Raw genomic sequence first — 20,191 nt, forward strand, 5'->3', positions numbered from 1 at the left:
GTGCACTGTTCAGTACCAGGTGGCGAGGTCCGTGAACTGTAGCCGGGTCGGATGGCCGAACCCGTAGACCTGCGACAGTTCCTTCTCGACGTAGTCACCGGTCGCCGGATCGAGCGGGTAGGGGGCGAAGGTGTCCGCCAGCTTGGACTCGCCGTGCAGGACTCGGTTGACCCGGTCCTCCGCCACCTCGTCGACGATCTTGAGGAACTCGTCGTAGGTGTGGATGGACCGGAGCCAGCGCTCCCCGTCGTAGAAGCCGTTCAGGGCGGCGACGCCCGCGATGTCGCCGGCCTTCTCCGCGGCCAGGACGACATTCGCGGCGCCCATGCCTCAGCCGATCAGGCCGACGCGGCGGGGGTCGACGTCCTCCCGCGAGCGGATGAAGGTCGCCGCGTTGCGCACGCCCTGGACCTGCTCCTCGGAGTTGATCACCAGCGCCGGGTGCTGCCCGCCCTCCGGCACGTCGTCGGGGTAGTAGATGGTGGGCCGTGTCCGGTCAGGTGCCGCCCTGGCCGGTGTCCCGCTGTCCCGGTGGTGGGGTGGGCAGGTCCTCCACCAGGAGGGTCTGGAGCTGGGGCATGGTCGGGGAAGACATGGCGGCCAGGCGGCGGGCCTGGCGGGTCGCCATCTGTTCGACGGTCTGCCGGGCCAGCCGCGCGTTGCCGAAGGAGCGGTCCCGGGGCTGGGCCTTGAAGAACGCGAGCAGGGCCTGCGGGACGTCGGGGGCGCACTCGAAGCCGGAGGCGGCGGCGTGCTGCTGGACGATGGTGACGAGTTCCTCCGAGCTGTAGTCGGGGAATTCGACGTGCCGTGAGAAGCGTGAGGCCAGACCGGGGTTGGAGGCCAGGAACCGGTGCATCTCGTCGGTGTAGCCGGCCACGATCACCACGACGTCCTCGCGGTGGTCCTCCATCAGTTTCAACAGGGTGTCCACCGCCTCCCGTCCGAAGTCCGAGGGCGATCCGGGCGGGGTGAGGGTGTACGCCTCGTCGACGAACAGCACGCCGCCGAGCGCCTTTTCGAAGACCTCCTGGGTGAGCTGGGCGGTGTGTCCCACATAGCGTCCGACGAGGTCGGCGCGGGCCACCTCGACGAGTTGGCCGCGGGGCAGCACATCCAGCGAGCGCAGCAGCTTTCCGTACAGCCGGGCCACCGTGGTCTTGCCGGTGCCGGGCGGTCCCGCGAAGACCAGATGCCGGTTGATGCGGGAGGCGGGCAGCCCGGCGGCCTGCCGCTGCCGGGACGCCGACAGCAGGTTGATCATGTCGGTGACCTCGTGCTTGACGGTTTCGAGGCCGACCATCGCGTTGAGTTCGTCCAGCGGTGAGGTGGCCCGGTGACCGGACGAGGCGGCCCTGACGGCGGCGGCCGCGGCCTCGCCGACGTCCTCGGGCAGCAGGACCGTCAGATCCTGTTCCCCGGCCTCCGGGAGCGAGGCCAGCCGGAACGCCTGCCGGTCCACCATCTCCTCGAACACCTGCCGGGCCACCCGGCCGTTGCCGAAGTTGGGGCCCCGGTGCATGTCGGCGAAGTGCGTGGCGAGCGCGTCCCTGGTGTCGGGGGCGAGTTCGTAGCGGTGCCGCTCGCACAGGCTCTCCACGATGGTCACCAACTCGTCGACCGTGTAGTTGACGAACTCGATGGTGCGCGCGAAGCGGGAGGCCAGACCGGGGTTGACGGCGAGGAAGGAGTCCATCTCCTTGGAGTAGCCGGCCGCGATCACCACCACGTCGTCGCGGTGGTCCTCCATCAGCTTGACCAGGGTGTCGACGGCCTCACGGCCGAAGTCGGCCCCGGAGTTCTTGCTGTCGGAGGCCAGCGTGTACGCCTCGTCGATGAACAGCACCCCGCCGAGCGCCCGGTTGAACGTCTCGGTGGTCTTGATCGCCGTACCGCCGACGACCTGGGCGACGAGGTCGGCCCGGGAGACCTCCACGAGGTGGCCGGAGCGCAGCCCGCCCAGCTCGGCCAGGATGGAGCCGTACAGCCGGGCGACCGTGGTCTTGCCGGTGCCGGGGGCGCCCGCGAAGATCAGGTGCCTGCTCATCGGCGGGGCCGGCATGCCGAGGCTGGCCCGGCGCTGGGCCAGCCGGGTCAGGTTGACCAGGCTTTTGACCTGGTGCTTGACGCCTTCCAGCCCGACCAGGGCCTCCAACTCCTCGACGGGGCCCTGCGGTTCGGCGGGTCCGTCGTCCTTGACGGCCGGTCCTGCGGGGTCCGCGGGGGCGGGCGGCGGCGCCCCGTCCCAGGCATCCCGGGCGCCGTTCGCCACACTGGACAGCCGGTCCACGGTGAGCATGCCGTCCCGGGCGGTGTGCCGCAGCCCGGCGCCCCGGTTGTCGCTGACCGTGCAGTCACGGACGGAGACCCGCTCGGTGGTCTCGACCCGGATGCCGTCGGCCTGACCGCTGGAGACCTCGCAGCCGCCCAGCGCGGCCCGCGCCCCGGCGGCCAGCAGCACGCCGTGCGACCCGGAGGAGGTGATCCGGTTGCGGACGAGGGACGCCTCGCCGCCCTCCTCGACCCGGATGCCCTCCGCCGTGCTGCCGTCCACGACGGTGTCGCGGAGATCGGCCAGGCCGCCCGCCGCGACGAGGACGCCGGGCCCGGCGGCGTCCGACAGGCTGCTGTTGCCGAGGTGCGGGCGGCCGTCGTCGGCGACCCGCAGGGCCGCGCCGCCCGCCTTCTCGATCACGCAGTCCTCCAGCCGGCCGCGTCCCCCCTTGACGACCTCCACGCCGTGGCCGCCGGCCGACACCACGCGGGCCCGCCGGATCAGCGGGTTGGCGCCGGAGAACACGGAGATGCCGACACCGCCGGCCGACGTCACCTCAAGCCGGTCGAACTCGGCCGCCGACTCCCCGGTCAGCAGCACGGCGGACGCCGCCGAGCAGTCCCGTACCACGGTCCGGGTCAGCATCGGTGCCGCGCTCTCGGTGGCCAGCACGGCGGGTCCCGCGCAGTCGGTGAACGCGCAGTCCTCGTACGTACCCCGGGCCCGCCCGGTGACGGCCAGACCGCTGCCCTTGGTACGGCTCACCCGGCAGTGGCGCAGCACGGGTTCGGCGCCGGAGGAGACCAGGATGCCGTGCTCGGCGGTGGCCAGGACGTCGAGTTCGGTCAGCTCCGGGCGGGAGGCGCTGGTCACCAGGGCGCCGATCGCCAGGTCGTGCACCCGGGTACGGAGCACCCGGGTGGCGCTGTGCTGCTCCAGCGCGATACCGGGCTTGTCGGTGGCGGAGATGTCGCAGTCCTCGACCGATCCGCGGGCCTGGCCGTTGGCGAGGACGCCGTTGCCGCGGGTGTCGCGCATCGTGCAGCCGCGTACGGTGGTGCGGGCCTTCTCGCTGATGACGACGGCGGAGCTGCCGAGGTTCTCCAGCACGCAGTCGGCGACGACGCTCTCCTCGGACGAGGTGTCGACGACGCCGGCGCCCTCCGGGTTGGTGATCCGGCAGCCGCGCATGGCCAGCGATCCCGTGTTGCGGCTGAGCACCGCGGTCCAGCCGGTGCCGGCGATGTCGCATCCGTCGAGGGCGACCTGGCCCTGGAAGGCGTCCACGACCGGGACGTCGTCGCCGTCCGGGCCGCGCAGCACCAGATCGGTGAGCATCACGGCGTCGGCCGCCAGGGTCACGGCGGAGCCGGAGCGGGGCGCGATCTCCACGCTGCCGCGCGATCCCTCGGCGACGATGGTGACCCGCCGGGAGATCCGCAGGTTCTCCTCGTACCGCCCCGGCAGGACGCTGATCACCGCGCCCGTACGGGCCTTGGCCAAGGCTTCGCTTATCGTTCGGAAGCTGTCCGGCCCATCGGGCCTTTCGGGACCGACCGTGAGCAGCTGGCGTGCCACGCTCGAATCTCCTCCTCGTCAGCGACGTCAGGGCGACGGCAGTCAGGTGGGGCGACAGGGAACAAGTAAACAGACTGTAGGACCGGGCGGTGAACAGCGGGCGGCGGCAGTGCGTCGCGAGGGCTGCGGCGGATCCTCCCCGGGGGCGGTACGGGTCGTGGTGCTGGGGCCATCATGCCCGTTCGAACGTCCGCCCGGGTGCGCTGGGGGCGTCCCCCTATCATGCGCCTCATGAGGCAATCCCGGTTTCTCCGGTCCCCAGGGCTTCCCCAACCCCCCTGCTCCCGCACCCACTTCAGGCTGTCAGCGGGGCTGGGCGCGCTGACGGTGACGGCGGTGTGCGCCCTGTCCGCCCCGGCGCCCGCCATGGCCGCCTCCCCCTCTCCCGCCCCCGCGTCCTCGGCGTCCGCGGGCGGCGGCACCGGCAGTACGAGCCTGCCGCCGATCCCGCTCACCCTGGGCGACGACGACCCCTGCACCGCCGCCTCGAACCGTACGGCGCAGGCCGCGACCTGGGCCCAGCGGAGTCTGTCGCTGCCCCACGCGTGGCAGCTGTCGCGGGGCGCGGGCATCACCGTAGCGGTGGTGGACACCGGGGTGTCGGGCAAGGCGGCGGCGCTGTCCGGGCGGGTCACCGCCGTCGGGGACGCCGCCGACGACTGCGTGGGGCACGGCACCCTCGTCGCCGGCCTCGTCGCCGCCGCGCAGACCAACGGCACCGACGTCCACGGAGTGGCCCCGGGCGCCCGGATACTCGCCGTGCGCGGCACCGACGAGCGGGGCAACGCCACCGCCGAGCGGGTCGCCGACGGCATCCGCGCGTCCGTCGACAACGGCGCCCGAGTCGTCACCGTGTCCGCGGCGTTGACCACCGGAGAGGCCGAGCTGACGGCCGCCGTCCGATACGCCACCGAGCACCAGGTCCTCGTCGTCGCCGCCGCGGCGCCCGACATCGAGCCCCGGGACGGCGAGGGCGCCGCACAGTACTGGCCCGCGTCCGCGCCCGGCGCCCTGTCGGTGGTCGGGGTGACGGCCGCCGGCGGCACGCTGGGCAGCGCCGCCGGCCTCGCCGGGGCGGACCTGGCCGCCCCCGGCGGCCCGGTGGTCGGCATCGGGCCGCGCGGCTCCGGGCACTACATCGCCGCGGGTTCCTCCGCGGCCGCCGCGTTCGCCGCCGGTGCCGCGGCCCTGGTGCGCGCCTACCACCCGGACCTGACCGCCGCCGAGACCGCCGAGCGGCTGACCGCCTCCGCCGCCCCTACCGGCGGCGCGCCCCGGCTCGACCCGTACGCGGCGGTCTCCATGGTCCCGCCCGGCTCCGGCACACCCGCCGCCCCGCCGAGCATCGCCCCGCTGCACCTGCCCGCGGTGTCCACCGCACCCCGGGACCGGGCGCTGCTGTCCGCCGGTGTCATGGCGGTGCTGGTCCTGCTGGTGGCCGCGGCGGTGGCGGTGATCCCCCGCGGCCAAGCCCGCGGCTGGCGCCCACCCCCCTGAGCCCCCACGGGACTGCGCCCCGCAGGGGCGCGGGGAACTGCGCGATCAGCCACGACGTGCCTGCGGGTGTGTACGGCGGCGTGTGTGGCTGGCCGGTGGCGGGGCTTGCCCTTGTTGGCCGACGCGCGCGGGGACGTGCCCCGCAGGGGCGCGGGGAACTGCGCGATCGGCCACGACGGCGCCGCAGACGAACGACGGCTTCCACGGCCCAGCCAGCGCACGCGCCTAGTCGAGCTGGGCCGTCTGGACCAGGGTCATGGCACGTCGGGCCACGCGCATGGCACGGCCGCGGGGCAGGATACGGGGCTTGATGTTCCCGAACAGATAGCCCTCGGTGGGCGGGCAGGACAGCAGCAGACCGGGGGAGTTGACCTCCTGGATACGGCGCAGCAGGGCCTCCTGGAGACCACGGCCGGCGCCGGACGCGGAGCGGGCGACGACCATGTGCAGGCCGACCTCGTAGCCGAGCGCGAGATGGTCCAGGAGCGGCATGAAGGGGTTGTTGCCGGGGCCCGCGCCGATCATGTCGTAGTCGTCGACGAGGACGAACAGCCGCGGCCCCGTCCACCAGTCGCACCGCCGCATCCGGTCCGGGGTGACGTCCGGCCCCGGCACCCGGAGCCGGATCGCCCGTGCCGCGCCGCTGACCAGCTCGCGCAGCGCGTCGATGGACACGGCGTGCCCCAGCCGGTACTCCTGCGGGACGGCCTCCACCAGGTCACGCCGGTAGTCCACGACCAGCACCCGGGCCTCCTCGGGCGTGTACCGCTCGGTGATGGCGCGGGCGACGAGCCGCAGCAGGTTGGTCTTGCCGCTTTCCGTGTCGCCGACGACGAGCAGATGCGGGGTGACGGAGAAGTCGTGCCAGGCGGGGGCGAGTTTGTCCTCCTCCACGCCCAGCGCGACGCGCAGCCCGCCCTCCGCGGTGGTCTGCGGGGGCGGCAGCTCGCCGGCGGCCAGCAGCTGCGGCAGCAGCCGTACCTCGGGCGCTCGCGGACCCGTCCAGTGCTCCTTGATGTCCAGGATCAGGGCGGACGCCCCGGCCGCGAGGTCGTCGGCGTTCTCTGCGCCGTCGATCCGGGGCAGCGCCGACAGGAAGTGCAGTTTGCCGTCGATGGTCAGGCCCCGTCCCGGGGCGGCGGGCACCGTCCTGGCCCGGCGGGTGTCCACCATGGACTCGATGGGGTCGCCCATCCGCAGCTCGATGCGGGTGCCCGCCTGGTCGCGCACGGCGGCGGCCAGTTCCACCCAGCGGGCGGTGGTGACGATCAGGTGGATGCCGTAGTTGAGACCGCGGGCGGCGATCCGGGTGAACGTCTGGATCAGGTCCTGGTGGTCCTGGCGGACGGTGGACCAGCCGTCCACGACCACGAACACGTCACCGTGCGGCTGGTCGGCGAACTCACCGGCCGCCCGGCGGGCGCGGTAGTCGGGCATCGAGGCGACGCCGTCCTGGAGGAAGAGCCGTTCGCGGTCCTCCAGGATGGCGGTGACCTCGGCGACGGTCCGCCCGATGCGCTCGGTGTCGACCCGGGCGGCCACCGAGCCGACGTGCGGCAGTTCGACCAGCCCGGCCAGTGATCCGCCGCCGAAGTCCAGGCAGTAGAACTGCACTTCACGCGGGGTGTGGGTGAGGGCCAGCGCCGATATCAGGGTCCGTACGACCGTGCTTTTGCCGCTCTGCGGGCCGCCCGCGATGGCCACATGGCCGCCGGCGCCGGACAGGTCGACCGTCAGCAGGTCCCGTACCTGGTCGAAGGGGCGGTCGACGATGCCGACGGGCACCGAGAGACGGCCGCGGCCCGCCCAGCCCACCGTGGTCAGACCGTACTCGGGGTGCGGCGCCAGCGGCGGGAGGATCTGGTCCAGGGAGGGCGAGGCGTCCAGCGGCGGCAGCCACACCTGGTGGGCGGGCGGTCCGGAGCCGCGCAGCCGGTCCAGGGCCGCCGCCAGCAGCGTCTGCCCGGCGCCGGGCTGCTCCTCCTCGTCCGGCGCGGCGGCGTTCCCCTCCGGTACGTCCGGTGCATTCGGTACGTCCGGATCATCCGGAGTGTCCGGTGCCGGGCGCGGCGCGATCCAGTCCGTCGTCCAGGGCACGACCTGGCCGGCCGCCCGCGCCTGTGCCACCGGCCCGCTGCGGTGCTCGTAGGGCCCGGAGACGTATGCGGCACGGAACCGGGTCAGCTCCTCCACACCGCTCTTCAGATAGCCGCTGCCGGGCTGCGGCGGCAGATGGTAGGCGTCCGGCACGCCCAGCACACCCCGGCTCTCCATGGCCGAGAAGGTGCGCAGACCGATGCGGTAGGACAGATGGCTCTCCAACTGGTGCATGCGGCCCTCGTCCAGCCGCTGCGAGGCCAGCAGCAGATGCACGCCGAGGCTGCGTCCGAGCCGGCCGATCATCACGAACAGCTCCATGAACTCCCGGTGCGCGGCCAGCAGTTCGCTGAACTCGTCGACGATGACGAACAGACTGGGCAGCGGCTGGAGCGGGGTGCCCGCGGCCCGCGCCCGCTCGTACTCCAGGGCCGAGGTGTAGTTGCCGGCCGCGCGCAGCAGTTCCTGACGCCTGATCAGCTCGCCGTGCAGGGCGTCCTGCATGCGTGAGACGAGCGCGACCTCGTCGGCCAGGTTGGTGATCACCGCGGAGGTGTGAGGGAGTTCGTCCAGGCCGAGGAAGGTGGCGCCGCCCTTGAAGTCCACCAGGACGAAGTTGAGGGTGTCCGAGGAGTGGGTCAGCGCGAGCGCCAGCACCAGGGTGCGCAGCGTCTCGCTCTTGCCGGAACCGGTCGCGCCGATCAGCATGCCGTGCGGGCCCATACCGCCCTGCGCGGCCTCCTTGATGTCCAACTCCACCGGGCTGCCCTCGGCGCTGATGCCGATGGGCACCCGCAGCCGGTCCGAACCGGCACGGCGCGCCCACAGCTCCCGCGGGTCGAAGCGGTGCAGGTCCGTGAGGCCGAGCAGCGACGTCAACTCGATGTCCGCGGACATCGGTTCGGCGGCGTCACTGCCGAACGCCATGCGGTACGGGGACAGCCGCATGGCCACCGCCCGCGCCATGGCCGGGCCGAGCCGGTCGGGACGGCCGAGCAGTGTGTGCTGCTCCTGGCGGTTGCGGTCGGTGCGCACCAGCGTGACGGTGCCGTTGGTCCGGTTCCGCCGTCCGGTCCTGCCCTCGTCCTCGCTGAACTCCAGGCGCAGCGTAGAGCGTCCGGGACGCCAGGTCAGCTCGCCGGACAGGTCCAGCACGACGGCGTTGCGGAACCCGGCGCCGTCGAACCGGTGACCGCTCGGCACGCTGCCCTGGTCCACCACGATCACCGTGAACGGCTCCTCCCGGCCCGGCACGGCCTCCGGGTCGAACGACGGCCGCTCCTGGAACTCCGCGCCGAGCAGGTCCTCAAGGCCGGTCATGGTGGACACGACCAGCCGCACCGGGCCTGCGCCGTCCTGCTCCTCGGTGTGCAGGGCGTGCGGCAGCCACTTCACCCAGTCCCAGTCCGGGCGCCGGTCCTCGGACACGCAGAAGGCCAGCCACAGGTCGTCGGGCGAATGGAACACGGCGAGCTGTGCCACCAGCGCCCTGACGGCGTCGCGGATACGTTCCTCGTCGCCCCGGAGCAGCACCCGCGACCAGGCCCGCAGGGACAGCGCGATGGGCTGGTCGGGGACGGTCGCGTAGGCCCGTATGAAGCTGCGCAGGGCGTGTGCGGACAGCGGTTCCAGGTCCTCTACGGGCTTGGTGGACATCGGTGCCAGGCGCAGTCCCAGCCGTTGCCCGCCCACCGCGAGCCGGGCCTCGCCGAAGTCGTCGTGGCCGGGCCTGCGTTCCCACAGCCGGGAGGTGCGGGCCAGCGACGACAGCGCGGCGGGTTCGGGATGCCGCCAGGACAGGGCGTACTGCTGCTGCACGAACGCTCCGCGGACCTGGATCCGGGTCTGCCGGAGGTAGCGCAGGTAGTCGCGGCGTTCGCCCTTGAGCCGGCGTTTGCGGTCTCCGGCCTTGCGCATCACCTGGCCGAGGATCATCAGGCCGGAGGCGGTCACCATCAGGGCCAGGGCGGTGTAGCCGAGGGTCGAGCTGCCGGTGCCCATGCGGATGAACAGCAGCATCATCGAGGCCGACATCATGCCCATGGGCAGGTAGTTCCACACCGCGGAGGTGTCCGGCACGATCTCCGGCAGGGTGGGCGGCTCCTGGAGGCTCAGCTCTCCCTCGGGCAGGTCCGGGGCCCGGCGACGGGCCGGACGACGGAAGAGAACCACACTCAAGGGACAGCCTCCTCGGCGGCGAAAGCCCACACGGCCAAAACGGCGGGCCGATCGAAACGGACGAACACAACGGTCGGACGGAGCGGAACGGTCGGATTGGCGGATCGGTCACGCGGGCGGGGTGGTCAGGCGGCGTATTGGTCGGCTGGTGTGAGTGGGCGGGCGGAGGGTGTGGTGGGGCGAGCGGTGTGGTGCCGGGGGAGTGGTCGGCTGAGTGGGGCGGTCACGGGGTGGGGTGGTCAGGCGGGCGTATTGGCGCGTTGCTCTGAGCGGGTGGCCGGTGGCGGCGGTCGGCCGGTCGGGTCGGGCAAGTGGGTCGAGCGGTCAGGCGGATGGGGTGGTCAGGCGGTGTGAGTGGGCGGGCGGTGTGGCGCCGGGGGAGTGGTCGGCCGGGTGGGGCGGTCGGCGGGCCCGATCGTCGGCTGGGCGAAGTAGGAAGGCGGTTGGAGTGGTCGGGCGGGGGAGTGGTGTGGTCGGTCGGGGGCCGTCAAGTGGTCGGTGCGGACGGGCGGTTGGATGGGGTGGGCGGAGTGCTTGGACGGGTGGGTTGGGGGGCCGTGGTCGGTGTGGTTTGCCCGGCGAGGCCGGTGGGCGGTGTGGTACGTCGGGTGAGACGTCGGGCGGTGTGGTCGGCCGGAGAGTCGTTGGACGGGAGTGGTCGGCTGGGTGTGGTGGGAGAATGGGTGGTCGGGCGGGGCGGGTGGGGGCTGTCGGTGGCCCTGGCGGAGTGGGGTCGCGGCGCACCGAAACTGTAAAGCCCTCCCGTTGGGGAACTCGTAAGCGGGGCGGGGGCGTTCCGCGGTGGGTTCTTCAGCGGCGGATTCCCCGGAGCGGATGTCTCGGGGCGGGCCACCCCGGGCGGGACCGGAATTGATTTTGTAGGGTACAGCCGTCCGATTCCAGACGCCGATCTCGCGCGTCGGTCCCGGCACCCCCACTGCCACAAGGTTTCTTCCATCCTCATTGCCCGAAGGCCACCTGCCCACAATTCGGAGAGACGAGCGAGCCTTGACCGACAGCACGGTGGCACATCTGTGCCGGATCACGGTGCGAGCACCCGAGAAATCCATGGACCTGGCCGTACCCGGTGACGTACCGGTGGCCGATCTGCTGCCCGCGCTGCTCGACTACGCCGGCGAAGACACCCAGGAGGCCGGCCTCGAACACGGCGGCTGGGTGCTCCAACGCCTGGGCGGCGCGCCCCTCGACGAGGAGGCCACACTCGACGAGGCGGGGGTCCGCGACGGCGAGACCCTGCACCTGAGGCCACGCGCCGACGCACTGCCCGAGCCGCACTTCGACGACCTGGTCGACGGCATCGCCACGACCATGGAACGCCGCCCGTTCGCCTGGACGCCGACGGTGAGCCGGCGGGTGCTGATCGGCCTCACGGTGACCGCGCTGGCCGCCGGATCGGTCCTGCTCGCCCTGCCGGGCATGGGCTTCCCGCTGCGCGTCGGCATCCTGTTCGCCGGCGGGCTGCTGATGCTCGCCGGCGCGGCCTCGGCGAGCCGGGCCGTCGGCGACGCCGGCGCCGGCGCCGCGCTGGGCGTGATGGCCACCGTGTACTGGACGCACGCGGGCTGGCTGCTGCCCGGCGGCACCATCGAGGGCGACCAGGCCGACCAGGTCCTCGGCGCCCGGCTCCTGGCCGCATCCGCCGCCGCGGCGGGCGGCGCGGTGCTGGCGCTCGCCGTGGTGGCGGCCTTCACCCCGCTGTTCCTGGCCACGGCCGCGATCGCGGTGGGCGGCGCGCTCGGCGGGCTGCTGCTGGTCCTGCTGGACTTGACGCCGCAGCAGGCGGCCGGAGTTACCGCCCTGGTCACCGTGTTGTTCGGGGCTTTCACGCCCGCGCTGTCCTTCCGGCTCTCGGGTCTGCGCACCCCACCGCTGCCGACCAACGCCCAGCAGCTCCAGCAGGGGATCGACCCGCACCCCAGCGCCGACGTGGCCGCCCGTACCGCGATCGCCGACGCGTGGATGACCGCGCTGTTCGCGTCCGCAGGGCTGCTCAGCGTGGCCTGCATCGCCGCCCTGGTCCGGCCGTTCGGCTGGCCCGGCGGTTGCATGGCCGCCGGGCTCTCGCTGCTCCTGCTGCTGCACGGCCGCGGCATGGGCAGCTCCTGGCAGCGGCTCGCGCTGATCGGCCCCGGCGTGCTCGGCGTGGCCGGCCTGGTGGTGTCAGCGGCCCTGGCGATCTCGCCCGAATCCCGGCCGGCCCTGCTGGTCGGGCTGTTCGCCACGGCGGCGGCGTGCGCCATCGCGTCCTGGACGGTGCCGGGCCGGCGGCTGGTGCCGTACTGGGGCCGGGCCGCCGAACTGCTGCACTCGGCCGCGGCGATCAGCATGCTGCCGCTGGCCCTGTGGATCCTCGGCGTGTACGGGTTCCTGCGGGGGCTGGACCTGTGACGCCCCTCGTGGCCGTCCGGCTCCGCAACGCCGGCTGCTCACAGACGACTTGTGAACGACCGGCTGCCGAACCTTCGATGAACTCCGAGCCGCCCACCTCCTGAGCCCGACCCGTGTAGGGAGCAAGACGTGCAGAACAGACGCGACCAGGTCCAGGCGCACATGTTCGTCATGGGGCGGCTGACCTCGGGACTGCTGCGCACCGACCTGGACGCGCCGGAGAGCCCCGTCGGCCGCACCAACCGGGGCCTGGCGATCGGGATCGTCGTCGCGCTGCTGGTGTCGGCCGGCGCCTTCGTCTACGGCCTGATATCCCCGTCCACCACCAACTCCTGGCGGGTCTCGGGGACCCTGATCGTGGACAAGGACACCGGCGCCCGCTACTTCTACCAGGACGGCGAGCTGCGCCCCGTCCTGAACTACGCGTCCGCGATGCTGCTCGCCGGTGCGAGCGGCGGCGGGATGTCCACCACGGCGGTCGGCACCGGGTCGCTGCGGCACACCCCGCGCGGCGCCGCCGTCGGCATCAGCGGCGCACCGGACGTACTGCCGGACGCGGACGCGCTCGCCGACTCCCGCCCCTGGCTGGTGTGTTCGGCGCCCGATGGCGGCGCGGGCACCGACGCCACCGTGCTCTCCGTGGCCTCCACCGCCATCGAACGCCCGCTGCCCTCCAGCAGTGCGCTGCTGGTGGCCGACCCGTCCGGGAACCGTCATCTGGTCTGGCAGGGCATGAGACTGCGGATCGACACCGGCAGCAGCGCCCTGGAGGGCCTCGGCTACGGATCGGCCGAACCCCGCAAGGTCTCCGCCGCGTTCATCGACGCCCTGCCGGCCGGTCCCGACCTGGCCCCGGTCGACGTGCCGGGCCGCGGCAAGGCCGGACCGTCGCTCGGCGGGCTCGACACCCGGATCGGACAGGTCTTCCGCACCAGCGTGCCGGGATCCGCGCGGACCCAGTACTACCTGCTGCGCGACGAGGGCCTGGTGCCGCTGACGAACACCCAGGCGGCGTTGCAGCTAGGCGATCCGGACACCGCCAAGGACGCGTACGGCGGCGGCCCCGTGAGCGCGCGGCAGCTGGAAGCGGGCGCACTCAAGGGCCACTTGGCGGCCGGCGGCACGGACACCGGCTCATCCGCCGGCTCCGCCGAGGCACTGCCGAAGTCGCCGCCCGCCCTCGCGGCGGTCAAGGAGGACCAGGGGGTCTGTGCGTCCGTGACGCCCGGTACCGCGGCCGGAGCCGGGGTGCGGGTGGGCGTCGCGGTGGTGGCCGAGAGCGCGCTGGCCCCGCTCGCCCAGCGGCCCGCCACCCCGACGGCCGCGGCCTGCCTGGCCGTTGACGGAGTCGTGGTCGAACCCGGCGGTGGCGCACTGGTCCGGGCGAGCAGCGCCGCCGGTGGCGAAGCCGGGGGCAGCCGGTACCTGGTCACGGACACCGGGGTGAAGTACCGGGTGCCCACGGACGGCGACGGGTCGGCCCTCGGCTACAGCGCCGGCCAGGTGCGGACCGTGCCCTCGCTGCTGCTGTCGATGCTGCCGACCGGGCCGGACCTCGGCGCGGCGGACGCGGCCGTCGCGGTCTCCGCCGCGGACGCGCGCAGCGCACCGGACGGCGCGGGCTGCCGGGCTTCCGGACCGCGGACGGCGGGATCGCCGGCACAGGGCCGGTAGTCGGAATCACCCGGGAGGACCCAGCGGACCGAGCAGAAGCCGTGACCCCAACTCGCGCTCAAAGGAGCGCGTTTGACCCTTCAAATGTCTCGTTGGATACCTGAAGGTGACGAGAAGGTGAATGGGGGCGGAGTTGGTATTGATGCTTGTGTGTCAAGGGCCATGAACTGTTGCACCATGAATTTGACGCTCTTTAGGCTGGCAGCGAATCAAAGCGGTCGGGAAATGAGTCATGAAGCTCCTCCGGTCTTTTGCGTCGGTACCTGAACCAGCGTGCGCCGCACCGTGGTTCGGCCGGTGCGACGGTTCGACCAGCCGTGGGCCGGAGGCGGCGCCGTGGAGCAGGGAAGGGGCAACATGAGCGAGACCGGCGGTCAGCAGTCATCGGAATCGTCCACCCGTAGCGGGATCCTGGCGCTGGAGCAGGCGTACAGCGGCGTCCAGCGCATCCTTCAGGACGTGGAGGGCACCAAGAACAACCTGTCGAAGTCCTACCAGGGTTCGGACGGCGGCGCCTACGGCAGGCTGCTCGACCTGTGGGACGACCAGGTGGTCATCATCCTGAACAACCTCGAAGACATGATCGACAAGCTCAACACGAGCCTGGTGCAGCACAACCTGGCCCAGGGCTCCGGCAACGAGGCCATCGACCAGGCGTTCGGCGCGAGCGAGGCCGCCTTCGACGCCCTGTCCAGTTCCGGGGCCATCAAGCCCGCCAGCTCCCCCGTCGCCTGATGCCCGCGGCGGTCACCGCCGACCCGCCCCACCGGCACCCCCACGAGATGAGGATCGCCCATGTCCGACCTGAACGACGGCTACATCCACGTCGAGTACAGCCCCGTCACCAATGCCGCCGACGACATGGTCCAGCAGACCCGGGCCATCGAGGGCACCCTGAGCAACCTGGAGATGGAGCTGAACGCGCTCAAGCAGACCTGGTGGGGTGACGACGCGTCGGTCTACGAGGAGAAGCAGACGGCCTGGGACAACGCTGTCATCATCATGCAGCAGCTGCTGAACTCGCACGCCGACCTGCTGACCGACGTCTCGGACAACTACCGGTACACGGAGCAGAACCTGAGCCAGCTCTGGTCCGAGGTGTCCATCGGCAGGTGAGCCGTGTCGTGAGAGCCACCGCCTCCGGCAGCAGCAGGGCACCGTCGGCCGGAGGCGGTACCACGACGGCACACACGGCACGCACGGTACGCACGGCCTGCCGTCACCGCCGTACCGGGGACATCCGTAAGAGGGGAAACAGCCATGGCGGACCTGAGTCACCTGGACAAGACGTCCCTCCAGTCGTTCATCGACGGGGACCTCGCGACGTTCATCGGGGACCTCAAGCAGATCCTTGAGGGCGACCCGTCCATGCGGGACATGGCGGACGGCATCACCACCGAGGAGACCGTGGGCGCGATCTCCGCGGGCAAGCCGATCATGATGGGGCTGATCGACGCGGACGACCTCACGTCCGGCTCCAGCTTCGCCGACGCGCTGGCCACCAACATCGAAACGGTCGTCAACGTCCTGCTGGGACAGCAGGACACATTCGACGAGATCGATGACGCCCTGCGCACGACCGTCAAGGAGCTGTTCAAGGCCCAGGGCGACAACCTCGGCAAGATCGGGGCGGACAAGTTCTCCGAGATCCTGTCCGAAACCGGCTTCTCGGGCGAGTCGGGCAGCGGTGATCACGGGGACTCGTCCGGCGACAAGGATGGCGACAAGGGAAGCAAGGGCGGCGGCAAGTAACGCACTTCCTGCCGTCCCTGCCCTCCGTTCTCTGCTCCTGACCCACCCACAGGTTCCACCTCCGGGAGTCCTCCCATGGCCGACGAATCCGATCACTGGGCCAGAGCCGTCGAGTCGTTCACCGGCTACAAGATGCCCTCGCGCCACACCATGTTCGACGACGTGAAGGGCCTTGAGCCGAACGGCAACGCGCCGTTGATCTCGGTCAAGATCGAGGACCGCGAGTTCATGGAGATGACGGAGAGCGCGTACCAGCTCTACTCGGGACCGGACGTCGACGGGCACGACTTCGTGATCCACTTCTTCCTGCCGGGCAAGGAGGACCCGGACGAGGTGGATGTCGACGACTACTCCGAGGACGAGCTAAAGGAGAAGATCTACCCGAGGCTCCGCAAGGTCGTCATCGACTTCGTCGGTCCGGACGGTGCGGACGTCAAGCTCAACTACCTGAGCCCGTTCAGCTGGAGCGAGGGCGACAGCGGAAGTTCGCTGGTCGGGATGAAGCACCCCATGGGCCAGTTCGTCCAGGGCGCGGGGAGCGCGCTGTACCAGCTCGGCTACCGGGGGATCACGAGCCACAACAACATCGACTTCGAGTCCAACGGTGTGACGGTGGACGCGTCCCGGGCCATGGACTTCGAGTCCTTCACCAGGACGGCCCAGGCGTACGACCGGGTGGCCAAGTTCTTCATGGACCACGCCGAGACGCTCAAGCAGTGGAAGGAGTCCCTGGGCGAGGACACCGCGGCCTGGAAGGGCAAGGCGGCCGAGGTGTTCGCCGATCTCATCGACGGACTGCACAAGAACTACAGCGGGTTCGCCGACCAGATGCATCCCAAAGGCTTCTCCGCCAAGCACGAGTCGATGTGGGACTACTACGCGTCGTCGAGCCTCCAGGGGGACGCGATCCTGGGCGCCGGCAACGCCGTCTTCACCGCGATCCGTGACCTGTACCAGGCGTGGACCGACTGGGAGACCGGAACCAACGCCGACTGGAAACCGCTGAGCACCGGCGATGACCCAGTGGAGTACCTGCCGGGCCTCGGCAGCCCCTACGGCATCCTCTACTCGATGCTGGAGTCGGCCCAGACCTGGGCCTACAACCACAACGCCAGGTTCGCCGTGAAAGGCACAAAAGAGTCCACCGAGTCGACGTACTACGGGGGCAACACCAGCGGCTCCGGCAGCTGGAAGGACACAAAGACGACGACGCACTTCTACGTCCTGAGGCCCGAGGCCGAGCAGGTCATCCCCGGGCTCGGCTACCTCAACGACGTCTCCACGTGGGCCGGTCTTGGTACCAGGGCCGTCGAGTCCTGGAACAAGGGCGTCGAGGAGCACCTGGCTCCCACGGCCGACAAGACGCTGTCGAGCGTCAACAACGCCTTCATCGCGGCCCGGCGAGTCATCGACGAGGTGCTGGAACCCGAGGTCACCAACTACTTCAGCGGGTCGGGCGGGAGCGGCTCCGGCAGCGGCGGCAAGGACGGCGCCCAGGACGCGATCGACAAGGCGAACAAGGCGGCGCAGGACGCCATCGACAAGGCGAACAAAGCGGCACAGGACGCCATCGACAAGGCGAACGCGGCGGCGGACAAGGCCAGGGCGGAGGCCGAGGCGGCGATCAAGAAGGCCGGCGAGCAGGCGGAAAAGGCCGTCGACGAAGCCAACGACAGGGCCGACGATGCCGTCAACAAGGCGAACGAGGCGGCGGAGAAGGCCAAGGGGGACGCGGAGAAGGCAGCCAAGGACGCCAACAACCAGGCCAAGTCGGCCATCGACGAGGCCAACAACCAGGCCGACAAGTCGAACGCCGACGCCAAGGCGGCCATCGACAAGGCCAACTCCGAGGCCGACAAGGCCGTCCAGAGCGCGCACGACCAGGCCAACGACGCGGCGGACAAGTCCAACGCCGATGCCAAGTCGGCGATCGACGCCGCGAACGACCAGGCCAACGACGCCGCCGACAAGGTGAACTCCGATGCCAAGTCGGCGATCGACGCGGCGATCGACCAGGCCGACAAGGCCGTCGACGAGGCCAACAACCAGGCGCGCTCCGTCATCGGCGACGCCAACGACCAACTCCAGAGCGGCAACCACCAGTCCGGCGTCCCGCTCGGGCCCACCAGCAGCTTCGTCACCTCCGCGCCGCCGGCGGACCGTTCCTTCGGCGGCTCGCGCCAGCGAACCGGCGGCGTCACCGTCCAGAACCCCGACGGCAGCGAGACGACCACCTACTCCGACGGCACCGAGGTGACCACCGGCCCGGACGGAACGGTCACCCAGACCGGTCCCGACGGCACCGTCACCGTCACCAAGCCGGACGGCTCCATGACCGTCACCGCCCCCGACGGCTCCGTGCGGACGACGGGCCCGAACGGCGAGATCACCTCCCCGGGCGGCAGGACGACCATTTCCGGTCCGAGCGGTGAGATCGCCACGCATCCGGACGGTTCGACGAGCGTGGACGGCCCGAGCGGCCGTACGACGACGTCCTCGGACGGCACGGTCACAGTGACGGGCCCGGACGGCAGCAAGACGGTGATTTCGCCGGACGGCAGTAGGACCGTGACGCAGTCGGACGGCAGCACCACGGTGACGTCGCCGGACGGCAGCACCACGGTGACGCTGCCCGACGGAAGCGTGCAGGTGACCGACCCGGGCGGCAGGGTCACCACGACCCATCCGGACGGCAGCAGCAGTGTGACATCGCCGGACGGCAGTAGAACGGTGATTTCACCGGACGGCAGTAAGACGGTGACGCAGCCGGACGGCAGCACCAAGGTGACGTCGCCTGACGGAAGCGTGCAGGTGACGGATCCGGGCGGCAGGGTCACCACGACCCATCCGGACGGCAGCAGCAGTGTGACGTCGCCGGACGGCAGCACCAAGGTGACCCTGCCCGACGGCAGCGTGCAGGTGACGGATCCGGGCGGAAGGATCACCACGACCTATCCGGACGGCAGCGTCAGCGTGACCGGGCCGGACGGCAGTAAGACGGTGACGCAGCCGGACGGCAGCACCACGGTGACGTCCCCGGACGGCCGCACCACCGTGACGCCTCCGGACGGTTCGTCCACGCACACCAGGCCGGACGGTTCGATCACCGTCGACGGCCCCAACCACTCCAGCAGCGGTTCCGGCCCCGGATCCCACATCGACACCCGCTACCCGAGCGGCAGTTCCGGGCACGTCGACGTCAACATGCCGCACTCGTCGTCCGGCTCGCACACCACGTACCCCTCGATCCCCGGAAGCCCGGGGGACTCGTCGAGCCTCGGGTCGGGCGGCGGGCACTCGTACGGGCACGGGAGCGACGGGGCATCCGACGGCTACGCGTACGACGACGCGGCCGCCGCGTCGCACTCCGGATCGACCAACGGCTACGACGGGACCGGCTCCGGCAACCCGTTCACGCAGGGCGACCAGAGCGGCGCGGGCTCCGGCGCGCTGGGCGCCGGCGGCTCAGGGAGCGGGGGCGGAAGCCCGATGATGCCGCCGATGGGCGGCATGCGCGGCGGCGGCGAGTCCCCGACGGAACGTGAGCGGTCCAGTCCCGGCCCCCGGGTCAGCAGGACGGCCATGCGGCGCGGTTCGGCGTCCTCGCAGGCCGCCGCCGGCCGTCGCGCGGCGGCGACGCCCGACGAGGAGGTGGAGGAGGACGTGATCACCACGCGTTCCGGCGCGCCGTTGGTGCCCGCGGTGCCACCGCCCGCGCAGCGCGGCCGGGCCACCCAGAGCGGCGACCGCGAGCGGGTGGCCTGGGTGGCCGAGGACGAGGACGTCTGGGGCACCGACGAGGGCACGACACCCGCGGTGATCGGACGATGACAGGAGTGTGGGGTCGGCGATGAGTGACCACGTCGAGCGGCTGGAGAAGCGGCTCGCGCAGGCGAACGCGGAGCTGGAGTCCGTACAGGCCGCCGTGGCGGAGGCCGAGCGGCGGATGGGCGCCTTCTCGTCCACCGTGGTGTCCAAGGACGGCTCGGTGGAGGTGACGGTGGGCGCGCAGGGCGAGTTGACGGGCCTGAGGTTCCTGGACGGCAAGTACCGGTCCATGCCCCCCGCGCAACTGGCCGACGCCGTGCTGGACACGGTGCAGGAGGCGCGCTCGCACTTCGCCCGCGCGGTACGGGATCTCTTCGAACCGCTCACCCGGCCGAGCGCGACCCTGCCCGAGCTGCCCGGCATGGAGATCGACTGGGACCGGCTCGTCGGGCCCGCGGCCGATGCGCTGCCCGGGGAGCCGGAACAGCGGACGGCGAACGACCGGCTGCGCGACGAGATCGACGAGGACGACGACGTGGTCCGCCCGGCGGACGGGGCGCAGCGCCGCCGGTGAGCGGTGTCAGCGCGGGATTCCGATCGAGAGCCAGGAGGCAGACGTGACCGACGAGGGTTCCTTCGAGGTGGATCCCGAGCGCATCCACCAGGGCAGCGCCCTCATCTCGGAGCTGGGCTCGTACGCCTGGAGCATCGTGGCCCAGTTCAAGAGCGTCATGGCCGACACCAGTTGGACCGGCGACGACGAGAACGGGCACAAGATCCTCAGCAACTTCGTGGAGAACCGGGACTCCACCACGGGCACCCTCCAGTCCCTCGGCGAGGCCCTCGAACGGACCGGTGACGCGACGTTGATGAACCTGAAGACCACGAAGGGCACCCAGGACGGGATCCTCGACGCGATCGGCGAGCAGTCGGGTGAGTACGGCGGCGGCCGACGGGGCTAGC

The 20,191-nt window shown here is 71.6% G+C and carries 13 protein-coding genes; 9 read left to right on the plus strand and 4 right to left on the minus strand.

All coding sequences use genetic code 11. The features are described from left to right. Window positions 1-9: 9 nt before the first annotated feature. The 3 genes from ACFYTE_RS01940 to ACFYTE_RS01950 are packed head-to-tail and all read right to left on the minus strand — an operon-like array spanning window position 10 to window position 3,853. Window positions 10-327 (minus strand): hypothetical protein, encoded by a 318-nt coding sequence (locus ACFYTE_RS01940; RefSeq protein ID WP_388703508.1) that lies wholly within the window; start codon window positions 325-327, stop codon window positions 10-12. A 3-nt stretch (window positions 328-330) separates the two neighbouring features. After that, window positions 331-462 (minus strand): hypothetical protein, encoded by a 132-nt coding sequence (locus tag ACFYTE_RS01945; RefSeq protein WP_388703510.1) that lies wholly within the window; start codon window positions 460-462, stop codon window positions 331-333. Window positions 463-496: 34 nt separating this feature from the next. Then, on the minus strand, window positions 497-3,853 hold the full coding sequence (locus ACFYTE_RS01950) for a right-handed parallel beta-helix repeat-containing protein (protein WP_388703512.1): 3,357 nt from the start codon (window positions 3,851-3,853) through the stop codon (window positions 497-499). Window positions 3,854-4,084: 231 nt separating this feature from the next. Between ACFYTE_RS01950 and ACFYTE_RS01955 the strand changes: the two genes are divergently transcribed. Next, window positions 4,085-5,350 (plus strand): S8 family serine peptidase, encoded by a 1,266-nt coding sequence (locus ACFYTE_RS01955; protein ID WP_388703515.1) that lies wholly within the window; start codon window positions 4,085-4,087, stop codon window positions 5,348-5,350. Window positions 5,351-5,575: 225 nt separating this feature from the next. Here the strand turns inward: ACFYTE_RS01955 and eccCa are convergent, their stop codons facing one another. After that, the gene (gene eccCa / locus ACFYTE_RS01960; RefSeq protein WP_388703518.1) at window positions 5,576-9,625 is read right to left on the minus strand and encodes a type VII secretion protein EccCa; all 4,050 of its coding nucleotides are present in this window, start codon (window positions 9,623-9,625) and stop codon (window positions 5,576-5,578) included. A gap of 1,008 nt (window positions 9,626-10,633) precedes the next feature. On the opposite strand from eccCa, the gene eccD reads away from it, so the two are divergent. The 8 genes from eccD (at window position 10,634) to ACFYTE_RS02000 (ending at window position 20,190) form a co-directional block, all read left to right on the plus strand. Then, entirely contained in the window at window positions 10,634-12,034 is a 1,401-nt protein-coding gene (gene eccD, locus ACFYTE_RS01965; RefSeq protein WP_388703521.1) for a type VII secretion integral membrane protein EccD, read from the plus strand. A gap of 129 nt (window positions 12,035-12,163) precedes the next feature. Further along, window positions 12,164-13,708, plus strand: a complete 1,545-nt coding sequence (eccB, locus tag ACFYTE_RS01970; protein WP_388703523.1) for a type VII secretion protein EccB — start codon at window positions 12,164-12,166, stop codon at window positions 13,706-13,708. A 357-nt stretch (window positions 13,709-14,065) separates the two neighbouring features. Next, a complete protein-coding gene (locus tag ACFYTE_RS01975) occupies window positions 14,066-14,443 on the plus strand; it encodes a hypothetical protein (RefSeq protein ID WP_388703525.1) in 378 nt (125 codons plus the stop codon). A 60-nt stretch (window positions 14,444-14,503) separates the two neighbouring features. Beyond that, the gene (locus ACFYTE_RS01980) at window positions 14,504-14,824 is read left to right on the plus strand and encodes a WXG100 family type VII secretion target (RefSeq protein WP_388703527.1); all 321 of its coding nucleotides are present in this window, start codon (window positions 14,504-14,506) and stop codon (window positions 14,822-14,824) included. A gap of 144 nt (window positions 14,825-14,968) precedes the next feature. Then, window positions 14,969-15,460, plus strand: a complete 492-nt coding sequence (locus ACFYTE_RS01985; RefSeq protein ID WP_388703530.1) for a type VII secretion system-associated protein — start codon at window positions 14,969-14,971, stop codon at window positions 15,458-15,460. A gap of 75 nt (window positions 15,461-15,535) precedes the next feature. Then, window positions 15,536-19,291, plus strand: a complete 3,756-nt coding sequence (locus tag ACFYTE_RS01990) for an AAWKG family protein (RefSeq protein WP_388703532.1) — start codon at window positions 15,536-15,538, stop codon at window positions 19,289-19,291. A 19-nt stretch (window positions 19,292-19,310) separates the two neighbouring features. Further along, window positions 19,311-19,802 (plus strand): YbaB/EbfC family nucleoid-associated protein, encoded by a 492-nt coding sequence (locus ACFYTE_RS01995; RefSeq protein WP_388703535.1) that lies wholly within the window; start codon window positions 19,311-19,313, stop codon window positions 19,800-19,802. A gap of 43 nt (window positions 19,803-19,845) precedes the next feature. Then, entirely contained in the window at window positions 19,846-20,190 is a 345-nt protein-coding gene (locus ACFYTE_RS02000; protein WP_388703538.1) for a hypothetical protein, read from the plus strand. Window position 20,191: the final 1 nt, after the last annotated feature.

This window comes from Streptomyces sp. NPDC004629 (assembly GCF_042873595.1).
Classification (GTDB): domain Bacteria; phylum Actinomycetota; class Actinomycetes; order Streptomycetales; family Streptomycetaceae; genus Streptomyces.

What these genes read in the sequence shown, in the direction of transcription:
- ACFYTE_RS01940 (WP_388703508.1), bottom strand. Translation starts at nt 327, where the DNA reads ATGGGCGCCGCGAATGTCGTCCTGGCCGCGGAGAAGGCCGGCGACATC.
- ACFYTE_RS01955 (WP_388703515.1), top strand. Translation starts at nt 4,085, where the DNA reads ATGAGGCAATCCCGGTTTCTCCGGTCCCCAGGGCTTCCCCAACCCCCC.
- ACFYTE_RS01975 (WP_388703525.1), top strand. Translation starts at nt 14,066, where the DNA reads ATGAGCGAGACCGGCGGTCAGCAGTCATCGGAATCGTCCACCCGTAGC.
- ACFYTE_RS01980 (WP_388703527.1), top strand. Translation starts at nt 14,504, where the DNA reads ATGTCCGACCTGAACGACGGCTACATCCACGTCGAGTACAGCCCCGTC.
- ACFYTE_RS01985 (WP_388703530.1), top strand. Translation starts at nt 14,969, where the DNA reads ATGGCGGACCTGAGTCACCTGGACAAGACGTCCCTCCAGTCGTTCATC.
- ACFYTE_RS01990 (WP_388703532.1), top strand. Translation starts at nt 15,536, where the DNA reads ATGGCCGACGAATCCGATCACTGGGCCAGAGCCGTCGAGTCGTTCACC.
- ACFYTE_RS01995 (WP_388703535.1), top strand. Translation starts at nt 19,311, where the DNA reads ATGAGTGACCACGTCGAGCGGCTGGAGAAGCGGCTCGCGCAGGCGAAC.